Consider the following 18,859-nt stretch of genomic DNA (forward strand, 5'->3'; position numbering starts at 1 on the left):
GTATGCGAAGAATTCTGGGCCTCGCCCTGGCCTCGGCAACCCTTGCCGGCGCGAGCGTCGTCGGCGCTGTCAGCGCCGGGGCCGCCTCGTCTCCGAACATCTCCAGAGACGACTGCACGGCCGCCGGCGGACAGGTGCTTTCACGCCCCTACGCCGGCTACTACTGCGCGTTGCCTGACGGGACCACGCCAGCTGTCGATTGACCGGCCGGCGCACGGCCGGGCAACCAGTCCGGCCGGTGCACCCGGCGCGGTGCGCATGAGCCCATGAACCCTGCGCGGTGCCCATGGAGTGATGGCGCCCGCTCCACCGTTGGGTGGAGTGCTTGCGCCCGTCCAGACACCGCGGCACGCGCGATGGCGGACATCGACCGTCTCGAAGCCAAGGCTGTCACCGTTTCGAGACGGTCCGCGCTGTCCTGAACGCCGTGCTCACCGCCACCCTGGACGGCCTCGGCCCGACGAGGTCGTTCGCATTTCCTGCCTGTACTGATGTTTTCGGGGTTTCCCAACTGCGTTGATCGCGAGGGTTGTTGACACTCGGTAGGTCCTGAACAGCCGCAGAAGAACGCACGACCAAGGAGCCGACCGGCATGGTGCACCCGCCGGTCGGCTTCGCCATGCTCCTCGACGACTCCGGGGACGACCCCAGGGGCGACTCACGGGACGACTCCGTCGTTCGGCCCATCAAGGGCACCGGCTGCCACGCCGAAGAGGAGCAGAAGGAGTCGCCCCACCCTCGCGTTCCGGTACTCCTCCGCGCCCCAGGCCGCCCCGATGACGGCGGTCCCATACCCCGGCCGACAGGCCCGGAGGAGATCCCTGCATGCGCCGCGTCTTCCTGCCCCCGCCCCTGACCGCCGTCAGCACCGCCGTCACCACCTCGGCGCTCCTGCTCGTCACGGTCACCGGCGCGACCCCCGCCGCGGCAGACCGGAACCCCGACAGCACACCGCTGGTCAAGGTGTCCCAGGGCGACCCGTACGCGCACTGCACCATCGGCGCGATCTCCCCCGAGAGCACCGTCTACCCGGGCACCGAGGTCGAGCCGTACCTGTCCGTCGATCCGCGCGACCCGAAACGCGTGGTCACCGTGTACCAGCAGGACCGCTGGAACGACGGCGCCGCCCGCGGCCTGGTGGCCTCCTGGACCACCGACGGCCACAGCTTCCACCGGAGCACGCTGCCGTTCAGCCTGTGCGCCCCCGGCGGCGCGGACTACGAGCGGGCCTCCGACCCCTGGGTGAGCACCGGCCCGGACGGCACCGTCTACGCGAGCGGGGAAGGCGTCGACTTCACCAGGAGCACGCGCAGCGCCCTCCTGGCCGCCACGTCCCACGACGGCGGCCGCACCTGGCAGAACCTCACCACCACCCACGTCGACGAACAGCCGTTCTTCAACGACAAGCCCTCGATCACCGCCGACCCGATCCGCCAAGGCACCGCCTACCAGGTCTGGGACCGCCTCCACAACGACCCGCCCGGCCCCAGCTCCCTCGACGGTCCCGGCTACATCTCCCTCACCCGCGACGGCGGCCGCACCTGGTCCGAGGCCCGGCGGTTCGTCGATACCGGCGCCGTCCCCAACACCCAGACCATCGGCCATGCGATCGTCGTCGACCGGCACACCGGCACCCTGTACGACTTCTACGACCGGATCACCTACACCGACGACCTGAGCACCGTCACCGAAGCCCGCTACGAGGTGGTCACCTCCACCGACGCCGGAGAGACCTGGAGCGCCCCGGCCACCGTGGCCCGCGACACCTCCGTACCGGAGGTCGACCCGAACGACCCCACCAAACTGCTGCGCGCCGCCGCCACCCTGCCCAGCCCTGCCGTCGACCCCAAGTCGGGCGCGCTGTACATGGCCTACGAGGGCTCGGACTTCTCCGGCGGCAGGTTCGACTCCGTCCAGCTCGTGCGTTCCACTGACGGCGGACGTACCTGGGGAACCCCCGAGCTGATCAGCCCTGAGGACGTGCCGGCCTTCTCCCCGTCGATCGCGGTCGACGAGCGGGGCACGGTCGCGCTCACCTACTACGACCTGCGCTTCCTCGAGCCGGGCGACACCACCACCCTGCCCACCGCCTATCAGCTGGCCACACTGCCGCACGGAAACCCGGAGCTCCGGACCGAACGACGGATCTCACGGGTCTTCGACTGGCTGCAGGCGCCGTACGCCGGCGGTTACTTCCTCGGCGACTACCAAGGCCTGGTCGCAGACGGCAAGGGAGTGCGGGCGGTGCTCACCGAAACCAACTCCGACGCACCACAGAACCGTACGGACGTGTACACCAGCAGCCTGCGCACCCACGGACCGACTCCGTGATCACCGCTGAGGCGGCTCGGTGCCGAGGGCGAAGGGTTGCGTGCGGCAGATGAGCAGGGCGACGTCGTCCGGGTCGTCGGGACGTCGGAGTTCGCGCAGGAGCCGGTCGCAGGTCTCCTCCAGGGAACGATCAGGCACGTCGAGCAGGTCGAGGAGGGTCTCGAGTCGCTCATCGATGGGGTTGTGGCGGGTTTCGACCAGCCCGTCGGTGTACAGGACCAGCTGGTCGCCGGGGTCGAGGCCGAAGGTGGTGGTCTCGAAGGGGACGCCGCCGACTCCGAGCGGGGTGCCGGTGGGCAGGCCGAGGAGTTCGGGGTGCTTGCCGCTGCGTACGAGGGCGGGCGGCAGGTGGCCGGCGTTGGCGATGCGGCATTCGGCGCGGTGGGGGTCGTAGACGGCGTAGACGCAGGTGGCGATGTAGTGCTCCAGCCCTGAGGTGATCTTGTCGAGGTGCTGGAGGACCTGGTCGGGGTTGAGATCGAGGTCGGCAAAGGCGCTGGTGGCGGTGCGCAGGCGGCCCATGGTGGCGGCGGCGTCGATGCCGCTGCCCATGACGTCGCCCACGACGAGTGCGGTCTTGTCGTGATCAAGGGGGAGGACGTCGTACCAGTCGCCGCCGATCTCGTACGTGGCCTGCGCGGGCCGGTACCGGGAGGCGATCTGCAGACCGGGAAGACGTGCCGGGTGGCTGGGGAGCAGGCTGCGCTGCAGGGTCTCGGCGGCGTTCCGCACGCTCTGGTGCGTGCGGGCGTTGTCGATGCACACGGCGGCGCGGGAAGCCAGCTCCACCGCGAGGGCGAGGTCGTCCTCGCAGAAGGGCACCGGATTGCGGGCCCGTGTGAGCCCCAGGAAGCCGAGGACCTGACCGCGCGCGATGAGCGGGACCGACATGTAGGAATGCACGCCGGCGCTGGCCAGCAGGCCGGCGGAGTGGCTGTCGCGGGCGATGCGCGCCAGATCGTTGCCGTCGGCGTGGGGGATCAGCAGCGGCCGGCCGGTGCGTACGGTCTCGGTGGCCACGCGGTCGGCGGCGTAGGCGGCGATCGTGCCGGGCGGATCGGCGGCCTGGACCGCTTCGGTGGGATAGGCGGCTTTCAGAGCCAGCGCGCGAAAGAACGCCGGGCCGTCGATGGGTGCAGGACCCGGGCGGTGCTCACCGAGGACGGAGTCGAGCACATCGACCGCGACCACGTCGGCGAGCTCGGGAACAACGACTTCGGCCAGCTCACGGGCGGTCTGATCCACCTCCAAGGTGGTGCCGATCCGGGCGGAGCCGTCGGCGATCAGGGCCAGGCGCCGCCGGGCCTCCGTAGCCTCCATGGCGGCCTGGAATCGGTCGGTGACGTCCACTACCAGGTCGGCCACCCCGAGAACCCGCCCCTGGGGGTCCTCCAGCCGGTACAGAGAGATCGACCAGGCGTGCTGATCAGGGTCGCCAGGTGTGTGGCCGACAATGGTGGACTGGTCAACCATCGGAATCCCGGTCTCCAGGACCTCCGTCATCGCGGCCTCGGGCACCCCGAACTTCTCGGCGGTCATGATCTCGCGGTAGTGGCGGCCGAGGTGATCCTTCGCGGGCATGCCGTGCATCCGCTCCAGGGCGGGGTTGACGGCCACGTACCGCAGATCGGTGTCGAGGATCGCCAGCCCGATGGGGGACTGGGAAACCAGCCGGGTGGACAGCGCGACATCCCGCTCCAGCTCGCGCAACGTCGGCTCGTCCGTGGCGAGCCCGAGGGCGTAGAAGTCGCCGTGGTCGTCCAGCAGCCGCATGTTGCGGAACTCCACCAGGCGGGTGCTGCCGTCCTTGTGCCGAATGGGGAACGCTCCGGCCCAGCTCTCACCGGTCCCCATGACGTGGGCGAACAGTTTGATCAGCAGTGCCCAGTGCTCTTCCCGGACGAGCAGCGACGCTGCGTACTGCCCCAGCGCCTCTTCGGCGGTGTAGCCGTACAGGTCCTCGGCCTGCGGGCTCCACAGGACGATCCGCCCTTCCGCGTTCAGCAGCACCGCGGCGACACCGAGGAGGTCCATCAGCCCGCTCGGCTGCGGCGCGCCTCCCTCCGGCTGGCCGGCATCAACCAGACCCCCCTCACTTGCGCTCATCGCAGGCTCTCCTTCCACCTGCCGGCATCGCGCGGGCCGTCCGTTGGCACTGGCCCCTGCCTGCCTCCCGTGTCTGTGGGTGCCTCGGCTTCCATGGTCCCCCCGGATGGGCCGACCGCACCATCCGGAGGCGGTGGAGGCGAAGCACTCGCAGTCACTGAAGGGAACTGGCGGGCCGGTCTCGCGGCCGTCGCTTTTGGATCTGGCAAGGCGTCGAGGGCCGGTCAGGATTCGGAAGGGACGCGCTGGCCGCGTCCGGCCCGGCGCCTGGCCCGGCCTGGCCCGTCCGCTCCGGCCCGGCCTGGCCCGTCCGCTCCGGCCCGGCAGGAGACGCCGGGCCGGAGCCATCCGCTGAGAAGCGCCGTTCGGTCAGGGCGCGCCGTCATCACTCGAGGAGGGAGGGTGATCATTGCGGTCGGCTTCGTCGAGTTCACGCATGCGTCGCTCGATGCGGTCCTTCAGGCTCTGCCCGTCCGGCGGCTCGTCCTCGGCCGGGGTCGGCCCCGTCGGACCGGGCGGACCGGGCGCGGGCCGACGGATCCTCTGGCGCATCTTCTCCGCGCGTTCCTTGCGCTGCTGAGCGTCATCGCTCACGACGGCCGCCCTGACATCCGGGCTGAAGGCCGTACTGGGAGTCGGGAGCCGGTGACCGTCAACTCTTCTTGCCCTTCCAGGCCTTCGCCGCAGGATTCGAGACCTTCAGGCGCCCGATCTCGGCACGCCATGCTTCGGCCCGCGCGTTGGTGGACTCCTTGGCCAGGGCGGTAAGGGTCCGCGCGGCGCTGAAGGGCTTGGAGGCGGGACCGCTGACGGCGAGGCGACTGACGGTCTTGGTCTTGGCGTCGATGGCCGCTCGGAGGCTGCCGCTGCCCGTCAGGGGCCCCAGGTTGCGGAACTTCGGCTCCGACCCCTTGAACCAGGTCTGCTGCCACCACTCGTTGGAGACCGGCTCGCGCCAGCTGATGTACCCGCCGCGCAGCACCTGCCGGGGCTTCGTGATGTGACCGCCGAAGCTGTAGCGGACACCTTCGGTGGTGACCGGATCGTAGAACCTGGGGGTGAAGAAGTCCGAGACGAGCAGGCCGTTGACGGTGTAGCCGAATTCGGCCGCTTCCGAGGGATCCGAGACCTCGACGAGGAACTCGACCACGCCTTGGTCCGGGTGAGGAGACTTGCCGGCAATCAGACGGTTCCCGAACGGGTCGGCGCACATCTCCAGCATTTCGTGGCTCGCCGTCAGCGACCAGCTGTCGCCGAACTCGATCAGGGAGAACGGCTGTCCGTTCTCGTCCGTGTGAAAGCCCGCCGCGTCGGGGACGTCGTCGACCACGATGAGCGGCCAGTACCCGACCGGGACGTCTTCGAGCCGGTCGAAGGCGTCCACGGTCGCGTCGACCTGCCAGAGCGGGCCGAAGTCGCGGGTGGCCTGCTTCTGGAGAGCGGCTGCCACGCGGTTGAGCTGCGAGGGGCTGATCTGATTGGTTTGAGTCTCTGATACGAGGGCGAGCTGGACGATCAACATGGAGTTGCCGGCCTTTCGTCTCGGGGCGGCAGCGGCGGCTGCCAGACGCCGACGAGCTTCACCGGGAGACGGCTCGATCATGCGGATGTGCGTCCGGACGTGGGGGGATGTCAGTCGAACGGGTGGACATGCATCCGCCACCTGTCGCTGTGTACCGCCTTTCGGCCCGCCGTATGCATAATCGATTCTTCGATCCGGACGGCGGGACCGCGCCCCGGCGGGTCCGGGCCGGGTGCGCCGCAACCCGGTACGGGGCTGCGGCGCACGTGGGTCAGCGGATCAGCGGGTCAGTGGAACAGCATGGAGGCCTCGCCCGCGCCGGTCGTAACGGAGCCGGGGCACAGGAAGCTCCCCGACACCTTCGTCGCCGTGAAGGCCTGGTTGACGTACTTGCGGGTTGATCCGTCGCGCTTCCACACGATGTTCGTGGCCTTGAAGCGGCAGGACACGAAGCTCTGCTTGCCGGAGATGTCGATGGCGTCCGTTTTTGCGAGGCCGTTGGCGTCGTCGAAGGCGAAGGCCGGGTTGTTGTTGAGGGCGGCGGTGATGCCGCCGCTGCAGGCCAGGTTGCCTCCGGGCGCGTTGATGCTGGTGCGGTCGACGGTCAGGGCGCTGGGCGGGTTGGCGCTCGTACGGGCGTTGGTCCAGGTGCAGGTGTTGCCCGAGACCACGATCACGCCGTCCACTCGCTGGTCGGCCGTGGGGCCCAGGGCCGACGCCGCCGTCGACCCGCCGACGACCAGCGCGGTTGCCAGGGCGGTGACGCCCAACAATGCCGAGATCTTCATCATGTCGCTCCTCTTTGCCACGTCCTTGTGGGGTCAGCGGGGCCTGGGTGGGCCGCGCCGGCGTGCACCCGGTCGGCGGGGGCGGAATCCGCGGGGTACGGCCGGGGGAGGGCTGCGCGCCCGGGCGGACCGGGGCACGCACGGAACGTGTCACAAGGACCTTGAAATGTCAGGGCCATGCCAAGCGATTGGCCGGATGACTCCCTCGGGCCGGTCGGATCCGCCTTGCGGTCGGTGACCTCTCCTGGGGACCTCTCGCCGAACGGCCTTGACCTCAAGTCTGGTTGAGCTCCTAGGGTCGGTCTCGTCGGGCCAGCCAGAACAAGGGACAAAGGAGCCGGCCATGGAGTATTCGCACACGGACGCCGAATTGATCAAGCAGCCCATCGGCTACTGGAGTTGGGCGGCCTACAAGGCCGTAGTCACCCGCACCCGGGGCGCACTCGACGCGATCGGTACCACCCAGCCGCAGTGGTGGATCCTCGCGCAAGTCGCGCGCGCCGACACCGTCAAGACCCGCGAAGAGGTGTCTCGCATCCTGCGTGACTACCTCGACGAGGGCCGGGAAGCCCTGGAGTCGGAGATGGACCGGACCGTTACCCAGGGCTGGATCACCGAGGACGCCGAGGGACGGCTGCGCATGACGGCAGAGGGACGGGCGTTCTACGACAAGGCTGCGGCCCTCCAGGCCGAACTCTGGGCGGAACGGCACGCGGACGTCTCGGATGAGGAGTACCTCACCACGCTCAAGGTGCTGCAGCGACTCATCCACAACACGGGCGGGCGTGCCTGGCACCACTAGCTGGTGCTGCGACCGGAATGGTTGGCCGGGTTGCCGGCCCCACCGGTGCTCGCCGAGATCACCACCCCCGGAGCCGTGCCGATCCTGACCGGCATCCAGGCCGAGATCATGGACGACAGGCTGGCCCTTCGCCGTCACCGACCGCTACCTCTTCGCGCTCCGCTCCATCGCCTGGCACTGTGGCCCTCTGCGCGAACGCCGCCCTGTACATGGGCCTGCTCGCGCACAGGCTGGCGGCGCGGACCTCTCCCTGCCGCCGCCGTCGGCATCGGCACCCGTGGCCTTGCGGGCCCGGGCGCCGACCCTGGCGGACCTCAGCCGCGCTCCACGCGTACGCCGCCCAGGAGCCCCCAGGCGTCCACCCGTACGGTCGGCCCGCCCGGCGAGGCGGGACCTGCGTCGGTGACCCCGCCGAGGCTGATGCCGCCGACCTTCACGGTGACGTCCGGACGGACCTTAAGGGTGACGCCCCCGATGAGGCTGAGTTTGGTGATCTTGACCTCGGCCCCGTCGGGGAGGTCGACGTCCGTGAGGTCGATGTGGGCGCCTCCGATGAGGGACGCCGTCACCGTCCGCTCGTGAAGGGTCTTTCCCTCCAGGCGGTGACCACCCATGATGCTCACGCGGACATCGGTCTTCTGCTCGTCGTTCCCGTCGCTCTTCGTCATGCGGGTCACCGTAGGCCCGGAGGGAGTTCTTCCCCGATGCCCCAACTCCCTAGCTTTGCAGGAGATTTACCAAATCCATCGCCTCGCAGGTCGGCCGCACTCCGTCGTACACGGCGAACGTCGGGTACGAGAACCTGGGGAGTTCGTCGAATCGCGGGCACGCAAGGCCGAAGTGCCCCGCCACGCACCGTCGACGGCTTCGGTCTGCGCCCTTTGGCGTGTTGCCTATCGTTGGAAGTGGGCCTGGTGTTCGTGCAGGAAGGCGTCGAGGGTGCGGGGCGGGCGGCCGAGGATGTCGCTGACGGTGGTGGTGGGTGTTTCGGGCCGGGCGATGGCGAGTTGCTGGATCTCCGTGACGTGGTCGGCGAGCCAGGTGGGCATGTGGGCCTTGTGGACGAGGTTGTCGCGCAGCTCGCCCGGGGTGAGGTCGATGTAGCGGATTTGATTGTCGGTCAGAGCGGTCAGTCGTGAGGCGAGTTCGGGGTAGGAGACGGCTTCGGGTCCGGTCAGGGAGTAGGTCGCGCCGGCCATGTCGGGCCGGGTGAGGGCGGCAGCGGCGACATCGCCGATGTCGCGGCAGTCGATGTAGTTGCAGGCCGCGTCGCCCATCGAGCCGAGGATGACGCCCTGGGCGACGGCGGGGGCCAGACGCAGGAGGTTCTGCATGAATGCGTAGGGGCGCAGGATGGTGTGGTTGAGGCCGCTGGCGCGCAGGTGTTCCTCAACGGCGTGGTGTCCGCGGGAGATGGCGACCGGGGAGTCGGGTTCGGCGGCGGGTGCGGAGATCTTGACGATGTGTCCGATGCCGCTGCTGGCGGCGATGTCGATGACTCGGGTTTCGAGTTCGACCTGTACGGGGCTGTTGGCCATCGCGAGGAAGAGCTGGTCGGCACCCTTGAAGGCGGTGTGCAGGGAGTCGGGATCGGCGGCGTCGGCGTACTGAACCTCGACGGGCGGTTGGTGTGCGCCGGCTATGCCGGGGATCGACCTGTGCGGGGTGCGGGTGAGTGCGCGGACGGGTGTGCCGAGTGCGAGGAGGCTGTGGAGCAGGGCGTTCCCGGTCGCTCCGGTCGCTCCCATGACAACGATCATCGTGTGCTCATTCCTTGGTGACTGCCCGGCGGCGGGTGCGGGCGGGGCTGGTTGGCTGGTTCGGTCGGGTGGGTCCGGTGTGGTGCCGGGGCGGGTTACGGCCGGGGTGCAGTGGTGGTGCTGCGCCAGCGCAGGGTGACGATGGTGGTGGCGAGGGCTGCGGAGACGGGCAGGTCTATGCGCAGGCGCTCCAGCCACGGGGCGGTGGGGATCGGGGTGTGGGCGGGCAGCCATTGCGTGGCGAACCACCCCAGCAGGGCCGCCGCTCCGGCGACGGTGATGACGAGTACGCCGGTCAGGGCCACGCGCGGCGTGGTGGTGGTCCACCGTCGGGGCTGCCCGCCGTGCCTCAGCCAGGTTCCGACGAGGAACGCCACCACGGCGGAGGTCCCGGCGATGGTGGTGCAGGCGGCGACGACCAGGTCGTGCTGCCCGGTGACGGCTCCAGCAGTACCTGCCATCAGCGCGGGGGCGGCGTAGGCGGCCAGCACCTCGCGCCACAGGATGAACGGACGCAGTGGCCGGGAGGCTGCCCGGCTTCGGCTGGTTCTGTCCTTCGTTGCGGGCATGCGGGGCCTCTTTCTCATTCGGTGTGAGGGCGCGAAGGGTGCGGCGGGTAGGGCTGGCAGGCCTACCCCCGCCAATGTAATTAGGTGGCTAACTATTGCGTCGAAAAAAGGGCCCTACCCGGCGGGTGGGGCCAACCTGATGGAGGGGCGGGTCAGTCGGCGGCCAGAGCCGCACTGCCGCGCACGACGCGGGCGAGCAGATCCAGGAACACCGCACGCTCCTCGGTGGAAAGCCCGTCCACCATCGCCTCGAGCCGCCCGAAGTGCTCGGGCGCCATGTCGCGCAGGCGTTGCGCCCCGCGCGCGGTCAGGATGGCCACGGTGCCCCGGCCGTCCTCCGTGGACGGCCGGCGGGCGATCAGGCCCTCGCGCTCAAGGCCGTCCAGCAGGCCGGTGACCGTGGCCCTGGAGACGCCGAGGTCGACCGCAAGGTGCGAGGGGGACTTCTCCCCGCCGTGGTCTTCGAGGTCGGCGAGCAGGCGGTATCGCCCCGTCGACAGGCCGAACCTGGCGAAATGCGCCTCGGCCGCCCGGCCGACCCTCGCGCCCGCCGAGATCAGCCGCACCGCGACCAGCACCGCCTGCGGATCGACGTCCAGGCCGTAGTGCTCGACCTGCAGCCTGGCCTGCTCGAGCGTGGGCGCCTCGCCGTCGATGCCATCCCTTGTCATATGAATAATATGGCGGCTAACCACTTGGCCTGTCAAGGCCGTTCAACGTCCGCCTGCGCGAGAAGACTCTGTGGTGGCCGCGGACGCCACCGCTCCCGAAGCGGTCGTCCCCGTGCGGTACTCCCGGGGGCTGACCCCCCGGACCCGTTTGAAGGCCGTCGAGAGGGCGAAGGCGGAGCTGTAGCCGACCTGGTGGGCGGCCGAGGCGAGCGTCGTGGACGGGTCGCGGAGCAGGTCCGCCGCCATGGCAAGGCGCCAGCCCGTCAGGTAGGCCATCGGGGGCTCGCCGACCAGCTCGGTGAAGCGGCGGGCCAGCGCGGCCCGCGAGACGCCGACCTTGCGGGCCAGAGCCTCCACCGTCCAGCCGTACGCGGGGTTCTCGTGCAGCAGCCGCAGTGCCGGGCCGGTGACCGGGTCGTTCTCGGCGCCGCCGCGCTCCGCGAGCCAGCCGCGTACGACGCCGATCAGCAGCAGGTCCAGCAGCCGGTCCAGGACGACCTCCTGGGCCGGCTCCGTACGGGACATCTCCCCGCTCAGCAGGCCCACCAGCGTGGGGTCCACGGGACCGACCAGGACCGGGGGGAGCGCGGTGAGCAGGCGGCTGCCGATCTCGCCCGGGTCCTGGTAGGTACCGCTCAGCAGCACCGCCGAGCCGGCCACCTCGCCCCAGGTCCGCACGCCGAGGGTCATGGAGTCGCACACGTCCTCCCCGTCCTCGATCCTGCTGCACCTCTGGTCCGGACCCACCCTGATCTGCGCGGGCGTGTCCTTGGCGTCGCACAGGGTGTAGGCGTCAGGTCCCCGTACCAGGGCGGCTTGGCCCGGCGCGACGTGCACCGGCTCACCCCCGTCCGGCAGCAGCCACGCCGACCCGTGCACCATCGTCATCACCGACAGCGGCGCCCGGTCCTCGATCCGGACCGCCCAGGGCGGACTGAAGACCGATTTGATGAGGAAGGCCGACCTGGCCTTGGGACCTTCGAGCAGAGCCGTCAGCGCGTCCATCCGACCATTCTCCCCACGCGCTCCCCATCCCCACCCGCTCCTCACGCCGATCTCCACGCGACCGTTCCCCATGCGCCCGTTCCCTTACGCGCCCGCCCCCGCGTCGCCCTCCACGTCCCAGACCCCCCGCGCCGCCGCTTCCCGTGCGAAGTCCGCGAAATCCCGTGGCCCGCGGCCCAGCGCCTCCTCCACCCCGCCCACCACGTGCGCGTTGCGCCCGTCCAGGATCAGTGCGAACAGGTCCGCGAACTCCTCCGGGAGCCCGTGCTCGCGCAGCGCCCCCCGGTACTCCTCGTCCGAGACCGGAACGTACGAGATCTCGCGCCCCGTCGCCTTCGACAGCTCGGCGGCGACATCGGAGAAGCTGAGCAGCCGCGGACCGGAGAGCTCGTAGGTGCGGCCGATGTGCCGGTCGTCGGTCAGCGCGGCCACCACCACGTCGGCGATGTCGTCGGCGTCGACGAACGGCTCCACCGCGTCGGCCGTCGGAAGGGCGATCTCGCCCGCCAGCACGGGCTCCAGGAAGAAGCTCTCGTCGAAGTTCTGGTTGAACCAGGCCGCCCGCACAACCGTCCAGTCGGCCCCCGATTCCTTCAGCGCGTCCTCGCTGCGCTGCGCCGACTCCTCACCGCGCCCCGAGAGCAGCACCAGTCGGCGCACTCCGGCGGTCACCGCCACCCGGGCGAAGGCCCCGACCTTCTCGGCGGCGCCGGGGAAGCCGAGGTCGGGGTAGTAGGTGACGTACACCCGGTCCACACCCTCCAGGGCCGGCCCCCAACTCGCCGGCTCGGTCCAGTCGAAGGCCGGCACACCGGAGCGCGACCCGATCCGCACCGGCCGCCCCAGCGCGGTGAGCTTCTCCGCCACACGCCGCCCCGTCTTGCCCGTACCACCGATGACCAGCGTCATGCCCTGCGCGGCCTTCGCCTGCGCCTGCGTGTCCTGCGTCTGCGTTCCCTGTGTCTGCGTCATGAGAACAGTCAACGCTCGCCGCCCGAGACGGAACATCGCCGAGAAGCTCAACCACATACGCGTACGTCTACGCCTCCTTCTGCTTGCCCGCCGTGTAAACGGGAACCCCACGGACCTCCTCTCGGGCCGTCAGTGCAGTCCGCCGTAGGCGGCCATGACGATTTCCATGCCGCGGTTGTCCTCCTGCCGGTCCCGGTCGATCATCTGGTTCATGACGTAGGCCACCGTCATGCGTGAGTCGGGATCGCTCACGACCAGTGAGCCGCCCCAGCCGCCCCAGCCGAAGGTGTTGCCGAACTTGCCGAAGCCCACGGTCCAGGACATCGGCGTCCGCAGGACCAGGTCGTCGCCGCGGAACACCTCCTGCCACGCGGGCTCACAGCCCCGGGGAGACAGCAGTCGCACACCGCCGGCCGATCCCTGGTTCGCCAGTACCGACTGGGTGAGGGCGACAGACCGAGCGTTGCCGAAGCCGTTCACCGCAGGGATCTGCGCACGACGCCACGCCACGGAGTTGACGTCCCGGACCCGGATCGCGGCACCGGTGTACTCCCGGCGTGCGCCGTCCGGTCCGGGCGGCGCGCTGGAGGCGTACTCGTCGGTCAGCGACTGCGGGGGGACGAGCGGCACGACGCGGTGGTCGTCCTTGGCAGGGAGCCCGATGTGGAAGTCCGCGCCCAGCGGCCCCGCCACCTCTTCGGCGAAGAACTCGCCGAGACTGCGGCCGGTGATGCGGCGGACGATCTCACCGACAAGGAACCCGAAGGTGAGCGCGTGATAGCCGGCGGCCGTTCCGGGTTCCCATTTGGGAGCCTGCGCGGCCAGCCCCGCCGTCACGCCCTCCCAGTCGTAGAGCTCCTCGACCGCCCTCAGCCCGGACAGGTCCGGCAGCCCCGCGGTGTGTGACAGGGCGTGCCGGACCAGCACGTTCTCCTTGCCGGCCACGGCGAACTCGGGCCAATAGGCGGCGACCGGCGCGGACAGGTCGAGCTGGCCTCGGTCGGCGAGGATCAGCGCACACAGGGCGGTCATGTTCTTGGTCGTCGAGTTCACGTTGGTGAGGGTGTCGCGCTCCCACCTGACGGAACGGTCAACATCGCCGTACCCACCCCAGATGTCGACCACCGGCTCGCCGTCAAGGTAGACGGCCGCCGAGGCACCCACGTCGTCCTTGCCCAGCGAAGCCGCAAGCGCCTCACGGACCGAGGCAAACCGCGGCTCGCATACTCCATCAATATCAGTCATGGGCGTAAGCCTCAGGCGGCGCCAGGTCTTCCTGCCCGACAATTCCTGCACTGGATTTATCGGGCGGGGCGCGATCACATGCGCTCAACTCGATCAAGACGGCCTGACCGCTGGGCGGTCGACCGCTCCGGTTCTGCGGTTGCGGGCGGTCGGCAAGGTGAGTTCCTGCAGCGGAGACACAAGGAAAAGAAGGACGGATACACGTGCTGGAGCGGCTGAATCAGGCGCTGGACCACCTGGAGACCTGCCTCGACCGGGAGGTCGACATGGCCGAGGTGGCCCGGATCGCCGCGGTGTCGGAGTACCACTTCCGGCGGCTGTTCTCCGCGCTCGCAGGGATGCCGCTCCCGGTCTATGTGCGGCGTCGGCGGATGACGCTCGCCGGGGCCGAGGTACTGGCCGGGGAGCTGACGCTGCTCGATGTCGCGGTGCGGTACGGGTACGGCTCGGGCGAGGCGTTCGCCCGGGCGTTCCGGTCGGTGCACGGGATCGGGCCGGGCGAGGCCCGGCGCACCGGTGCGGTGCTCACGGCACAGCCGCGCATGTCCTTCCGTGTCGTCGTCGAAGGGGGTACGACCATGCGGTACCGGATCGTGGAGAAGGAGGCGTTCCGGGTCGTCGGAAGGAAGGCCCGGGTCCCCCTCGTGCACGAGGGGGTCAACGCGGCTGCCACGGCGCACTTGGCGGGGCTGGACCGGCAGGCGATCGTACGGATGAAGGCGCTGGTCCAGCGGGAGCCGGAGGGGGTCCTGTCGGCGTGGGTGCACCTGACCGACAGCCGGGAGGAGGGTGCTGAGGCGGATTACTGGATCGGTGTGGTGACCGATCCCGAGGCGACAGCCGAGGAGCTCGACGCCCTCGACGTGCCAGCCGGTACGTGGGCGGTCTTCGACAACCACGGGCCCTATCCGAGCGCCATCCAGGAGCTGTGGCGGGACGTGTTCACGCAGTGGTTCCCTTCGAACCCGTACGCGAGCAGGCCAGGTCCGGAGCTCCTGCTGACGCAGCCGGTGGAGATCGGCGCGGAGACCGGATCCCAGCTGTGGATCCCGGTCGAGCGGGGCAGCAGCGGGAACGCCGGGGTGTGAACTCCGGAGCCCAGCTCCCTGCCCGATCCGCAGGATGTGGAAATCCGGTTGTGCAGGGGAACTGAGGCCTGCCTACGATGCCTCCATGATCAATTGGGACAGCGTCATCGAGGACCACGACTACGCCGTTCCGGCCACTCGGTCCTTCGACGACCTCGTGGCCGATCTTTCGCAGGCACTGGCCGACCCGGACCCCGAGATCCGTGACGGCGCCCCGCACATGGTGCTCAGGGAATGGATCGCGCGCGGGGTGATCGACGGCCCGAGGCGGTCGGCGCTGGGTGACGCGATGGCGGTCCGCTTCACGGACCAGGAGATTCAGGCCCGTACGTTCGCTCCGCTGGTGCTGACCTATCTGGTGCGGGCCGGAGACTTCCGGCCGGGCTGGCTGGACGCCTTCGCCGACTGGTTCGTCACCGAGACCGACCTGCGCGGCTACGACGACACGATCGGCTGGCTGCATGCGGTGGCCCACGGCGCCGACCTGCTGGGCGCCTTCGGGCTGCGGCTCGAGGCGGACCCCAGGTTGCTGCTGCGCCTGGCCGCGACCCGCCTGCTGACGCCCACGGACCACGTGTTGGAGCAGCAGGAGGACGACCGGCTGGCCAAGGCCCTCGACATCGTCCTGGCTCGCCAGGATCTGACCGAACAAACGGTGACGGCCTGGCTGGAGCCCGTGGCGCAGGCGTTCCGCACGCTGCCGCGCGGTCCGGTCCCCGCCTGGTACTCCAACACCGTCCGAACCCTGCGGCCCCTCTACATCCTGGTGCACCGAGGCCCGGACCGACCCTGCCGCCAGGCCCTCACCGCCGCGCTGACCGAGGTCCTCGACCTGGTCGACGCCCGGTAGGAGCCATTCAGCGGGACCGTCGGGAACACCGCCCGAGCCCTCTGATCCCACCCCTGCTGTGATCGTCCGCCCCGAGCCGGGCGGCGCCCGGAAAGGTCTGTACCGGCCCGTCCCGAACCATGTGATCGGACCCGGCGGAAGGTAAATGCGTCGACAGTGCTCCGCGCCACCCGGCAAAGTGGCCGCCCGTGACGAGCAGTGAGCTGTGGACCCGTGCGACCGCCGACCGCTACGACGCCGAGGAGACCGAGATGTCCTCGGCCGCCGTTCTCGGACCGACCCTCGCCTTCCTTGCCGAGCTCGCCGGAGACGGCCGGGCGCTGGAGTTCGCCATCGGGACCGGACGGGTGGGCGTCCCGCTCCGGGAACGCGGTGTGCCGGTGACGGGCATCGAAATGTCCGAGCACATGGCGGCGGTGCTGCGGCGCAAGATCGACGAGGACACCCTCCCGGTGGTCATCGGGGACATGGCCACCACCGTTGTCCCCGGCGGGTTCACCCTGGTCTATCTCGTCTACAACACCATCACGAACCTGCTCACGCAGGACGAGCAGGTCGAGTGCTTCCGCAACGCCGCACGCCATCTGGAACCCGGCGGCCGATTCGTCATCGAGCTGGGCGTGCCGCCGCTACGGTTCCTGCCGCCCGGCCAGGTCGCGGTGCCGTTCGACGTCTCCGAGCAGCATCTCGGCTTCGACACCTTCGACCTCGTCGAGCAGATTCTCGTCTCGCACCACCTCACCCGCGACGGCGACGACGGCCGCTACCGCCGCGAAAACTCCCGGCACCGCTACGCCTGGCCGGCAGAGCTCGACCTGATGGCACGCATCGCCGGGCTCGAGCTGGAACGCCGCGTCGCGGACTGGGACGGGGCGCCGTTCACCCAGGACTCCGCGAAGCACGTCTCCGTGTGGCGCAAGCCGACCTGAGGCCGGCCGCCGGGCCGTCAACCTCAGCCGTGCCCGTCTTGATGCCCTGACGGAGTTCAGGCGTCGCCAGCGGATCGGTGCGAATCCGGGGGTGCGGAAGACATCGTGGATGTCATGAGGAGGCGAACCGGGCGGCCCGGACCCGAAACCGTCCCACGGCCACAGCGGGGACGCAGCCCAGCAGGGTCAGGTAGGCCCACCACTGCCAGGCCGCGCCGTCGAAGGAGTAGGCGACAGCGGCCGGGGCGAGCGGCAGGATGGGGACGGGGACCAGGTGCCACAGAATCCGGCGGCCGGGCAGCCGCCGGGCCAGGGCCTCGCCGATCAAGGCGGTGGGAGTGGCAAACAATACGGCTTGGGCCAGTCCCAGGACGGCGCTGAGGAAGGCGAGCCACACCAGTGAGTACAGCCAGTCGCTGCCCTTGATGGGCAGCCCCTCGGTCACCAGGGACAGCGCGATCAGTAGGATGCCGATGGCCGCGTATTGGGCTGTTGTCGCGTACCCCGTGATGCACAGGGTCCGCCTTCCTGCCGTCTTCCGTGCCACTGCTCATTCCCCCGCTCGCTCCGGGGCGCCGGGCGATCTCGACATTGAACACGTTCAAACATTCGGCACAGTACACCCCACCTCTCCAGACGCGGCGGCCGGGCGGGAGGCGGGCGTACAACCGGACTTCCCTCGTCGAGGCGGTGGGTTCGGGGCGTCGATCTCTGTAGGCCTGGACGGCGCGCAGGATCCGGTCCCACGCGCTATCCGCCGACCAGCGGCGAGGGCGTTCATAGGCGTTCTTCCAACTCCCGAAACACTCGGGAAGGTCCCGCCGCGGTATGCCGGTCCGCACACGGAACAGGACCCCGTGGATCAACGGCCATCGGTCGTGGAACTCGTGGACGGGAAGGTAGTCCGCCGGGTCCGCTGACACGTGACGGTGTCCCAGCAGTCAAGCTGCCGGGGCACCGTCATGTGATGGACGTAATTGCGCGGTCCGACAACGTGGCGAGGTGCCGTGCCGGGCCTGGAGGGTGGTCGGAGCACTGTCCAGGCTAGGTTTCCGGCATGACTCCTCTTCCTGGCGGCGGCAGCGTCGCCGATTCCTATCGCCACGTCTCGAAACTGGTGACTCCTGCCGACGACTTGCGTCTGCCGGGCGCCTATCTGAAGTGGTACGACCTGCGCCGGGCCGATCTGGAACTTTCCGAGGAGGAACGTCAGCAGGCCCGCGACTTCCTCGTCTCGACAGAACTGCCGTTCGATGACGAGCTGGGCTTCGTGATCCTCCACAAGTGCACCCCGACGTTCTCGTTCCTGCTGGTGCAAACCTGGCGTGGAGAGAACGAGCTCTGGGAGACGGTGTTCGCCAAGAACGACGGCCCCTTCCAACTGCATACCTGGCCGGGCAACCACCGGGGCACGTTCTGCGTGTGGGAAATGGGTGCCGTCTGGCACGAGGCGCAAGCCTGGTCAAGGTACCTGGCTTCCGAGCGCGACGATGAGGCGAGGAAGGCCTATGTGCAAGACAGGTTCACTGGCGTCGTGTGAGTAGCGCGCCCCGGTGGCCGACGGCTCGCAGATCCGGACACATCACGCCACGGACGCCAAGGGGCGTCAGCCCAGCGGATGCCCCCTCTCGCGGCAGACAGCTGGTCGGGGAGGGGGCCCAGGGCGCCGCTGCGGGGCTCTCGCTGGGGCCGTGGCCGGTCAGCGACGGGGGCGCGCCAGGAGCGGACGCCAGGGTCACTTCCACCGCCCCCGCAGGTCCGTCGTCGGGTGCGACCTGTGAGCTGAGCTGGGCTGAGCTACCTCAGGGCAGCAGAGTCCCCGGTGCCGGTCGGAAATCAGTACTCCTCGTCGGGATAGCCCCACTGAACCTTCCCGCTCGCACCGGCAGCTACTTCTGCGACGGTGGCCGCGAAGAGCCCTTCGAAATGCGGCCGCCACAGGTAGAAGCGGCTGATCCCAAGCGGAAAGTCGGATTCGCCGGACACGAAGAACGCGCCGTCGTCGTCCACCGCCACCCCCAAAGACACCTGGAGGATGAGGGACTCCTCACGCAGCAGCTCCTCGAGAGCACGGACGATCTCCCAGGCCTGCGGCTCACCCGTGACACCGGTAACGGTGAAGGCGAGATCAATGTTGACCGACATGGGAGGAAGGGTAGAAGGCGCCACCGACAGCGCCGGACGACGGTCCGACATATGACCTCAGCCGTCGGCGGGAAAC

Annotated in this window: 19 protein-coding genes and 1 pseudogene; 6 read left to right on the plus strand and 14 right to left on the minus strand. The window is 69.6% G+C overall.

Annotated features, from left to right (window positions below; all coding sequences use genetic code 11):
- Positions 1-825: 825 nt before the first annotated feature.
- Positions 826-2,331, plus strand: coding sequence for a sialidase family protein (locus OG490_RS35790; RefSeq protein WP_330300436.1), 1,506 nt, complete (start codon positions 826-828; stop codon positions 2,329-2,331).
- On the opposite strand, the gene OG490_RS35795 is transcribed toward OG490_RS35790, so the two are convergent.
- From OG490_RS35795 to OG490_RS35810, 4 genes are all read right to left on the minus strand, one after another.
- Positions 2,332-4,437: a SpoIIE family protein phosphatase gene (locus tag OG490_RS35795; RefSeq protein WP_330300437.1), complete on the minus strand. Its 2,106-nt coding sequence runs from the start codon at positions 4,435-4,437 to the stop codon at positions 2,332-2,334.
- 369 nt (positions 4,438-4,806) lie between these two features.
- The gene (locus OG490_RS35800; protein ID WP_330300438.1) at positions 4,807-5,031 is read right to left on the minus strand and encodes a hypothetical protein; all 225 of its coding nucleotides are present in this window, start codon (positions 5,029-5,031) and stop codon (positions 4,807-4,809) included.
- Positions 5,032-5,089: 58 nt separating this feature from the next.
- Complete coding sequence (locus OG490_RS35805; RefSeq protein WP_330300439.1) at positions 5,090-5,959, minus strand: hypothetical protein; 870 nt, start codon at positions 5,957-5,959, stop codon at positions 5,090-5,092.
- Between the two features lie 287 nt (positions 5,960-6,246).
- On the minus strand, positions 6,247-6,750 hold the full coding sequence (locus tag OG490_RS35810; protein WP_330300440.1) for a hypothetical protein: 504 nt from the start codon (positions 6,748-6,750) through the stop codon (positions 6,247-6,249).
- A gap of 340 nt (positions 6,751-7,090) precedes the next feature.
- On the opposite strand from OG490_RS35810, the gene OG490_RS35815 reads away from it, so the two are divergent.
- Positions 7,091-7,549, plus strand: coding sequence for a MarR family winged helix-turn-helix transcriptional regulator (locus tag OG490_RS35815; protein ID WP_330300441.1), 459 nt, complete (start codon positions 7,091-7,093; stop codon positions 7,547-7,549).
- Positions 7,550-7,863: 314 nt separating this feature from the next.
- On the opposite strand, the gene OG490_RS35820 is transcribed toward OG490_RS35815, so the two are convergent.
- The 7 genes from OG490_RS35820 to OG490_RS35850 all read right to left on the minus strand — a co-directional run bounded on the left by OG490_RS35820 (position 7,864) and on the right by OG490_RS35850 (position 13,771).
- Complete coding sequence (locus OG490_RS35820) at positions 7,864-8,217, minus strand: hypothetical protein (RefSeq protein ID WP_330300442.1); 354 nt, start codon at positions 8,215-8,217, stop codon at positions 7,864-7,866.
- Between the two features lie 225 nt (positions 8,218-8,442).
- Entirely contained in the window at positions 8,443-9,309 is an 867-nt protein-coding gene (locus OG490_RS35825) for an SDR family oxidoreductase (RefSeq protein WP_330300443.1), read from the minus strand.
- A gap of 95 nt (positions 9,310-9,404) precedes the next feature.
- Entirely contained in the window at positions 9,405-9,878 is a 474-nt protein-coding gene (locus OG490_RS35830) for a hypothetical protein (RefSeq protein WP_330300444.1), read from the minus strand.
- A 152-nt stretch (positions 9,879-10,030) separates the two neighbouring features.
- A complete protein-coding gene (locus tag OG490_RS35835; protein WP_330300445.1) occupies positions 10,031-10,549 on the minus strand; it encodes a MarR family winged helix-turn-helix transcriptional regulator in 519 nt (172 codons plus the stop codon).
- A gap of 42 nt (positions 10,550-10,591) precedes the next feature.
- Entirely contained in the window at positions 10,592-11,554 is a 963-nt protein-coding gene (locus tag OG490_RS35840; protein ID WP_330300446.1) for an AraC family transcriptional regulator, read from the minus strand.
- Positions 11,555-11,638: 84 nt separating this feature from the next.
- Positions 11,639-12,526 (minus strand): NmrA family NAD(P)-binding protein, encoded by an 888-nt coding sequence (locus OG490_RS35845; protein ID WP_443065914.1) that lies wholly within the window; start codon positions 12,524-12,526, stop codon positions 11,639-11,641.
- A gap of 129 nt (positions 12,527-12,655) precedes the next feature.
- Positions 12,656-13,771, minus strand: a complete 1,116-nt coding sequence (locus tag OG490_RS35850; RefSeq protein ID WP_330300447.1) for a serine hydrolase domain-containing protein — start codon at positions 13,769-13,771, stop codon at positions 12,656-12,658.
- Between the two features lie 203 nt (positions 13,772-13,974).
- On the opposite strand from OG490_RS35850, the gene OG490_RS35855 reads away from it, so the two are divergent.
- The 3 genes from OG490_RS35855 to OG490_RS35865 all read left to right on the plus strand — a co-directional run bounded on the left by OG490_RS35855 (position 13,975) and on the right by OG490_RS35865 (position 16,638).
- A complete protein-coding gene (locus OG490_RS35855; protein ID WP_330300448.1) occupies positions 13,975-14,859 on the plus strand; it encodes an AraC family transcriptional regulator in 885 nt (294 codons plus the stop codon).
- A gap of 85 nt (positions 14,860-14,944) precedes the next feature.
- Positions 14,945-15,709, plus strand: coding sequence for a DUF2785 domain-containing protein (locus OG490_RS35860; RefSeq protein ID WP_330300449.1), 765 nt, complete (start codon positions 14,945-14,947; stop codon positions 15,707-15,709).
- Between the two features lie 188 nt (positions 15,710-15,897).
- The gene (locus OG490_RS35865; protein ID WP_330300450.1) at positions 15,898-16,638 is read left to right on the plus strand and encodes a class I SAM-dependent DNA methyltransferase; all 741 of its coding nucleotides are present in this window, start codon (positions 15,898-15,900) and stop codon (positions 16,636-16,638) included.
- 112 nt (positions 16,639-16,750) lie between these two features.
- Here the strand turns inward: OG490_RS35865 and OG490_RS35870 are convergent, their stop codons facing one another.
- Complete coding sequence (locus tag OG490_RS35870; RefSeq protein WP_330301207.1) at positions 16,751-17,185, minus strand: hypothetical protein; 435 nt, start codon at positions 17,183-17,185, stop codon at positions 16,751-16,753.
- Positions 17,186-17,345: 160 nt separating this feature from the next.
- Positions 17,346-17,561 (minus strand): annotated as a pseudogene (locus OG490_RS35875) (transposase); the annotation flags it as partial.
- 134 nt (positions 17,562-17,695) lie between these two features.
- Between OG490_RS35875 and OG490_RS35880 the strand changes: the two are divergent.
- On the plus strand, positions 17,696-18,178 hold the full coding sequence (locus tag OG490_RS35880) for a hypothetical protein (protein ID WP_330300451.1): 483 nt from the start codon (positions 17,696-17,698) through the stop codon (positions 18,176-18,178).
- 296 nt (positions 18,179-18,474) lie between these two features.
- Here OG490_RS35880 and OG490_RS35885 read toward each other — a convergent pair whose 3' ends face one another.
- Entirely contained in the window at positions 18,475-18,783 is a 309-nt protein-coding gene (locus tag OG490_RS35885) for a hypothetical protein (protein ID WP_330300452.1), read from the minus strand.
- Between the last annotated feature and the right edge of the window lie 76 nt (positions 18,784-18,859).

This window comes from Streptomyces sp. NBC_00503, assembly GCF_036346895.1.
Classification (GTDB): Bacteria; Actinomycetota; Actinomycetes; order Streptomycetales; family Streptomycetaceae; genus Streptomyces.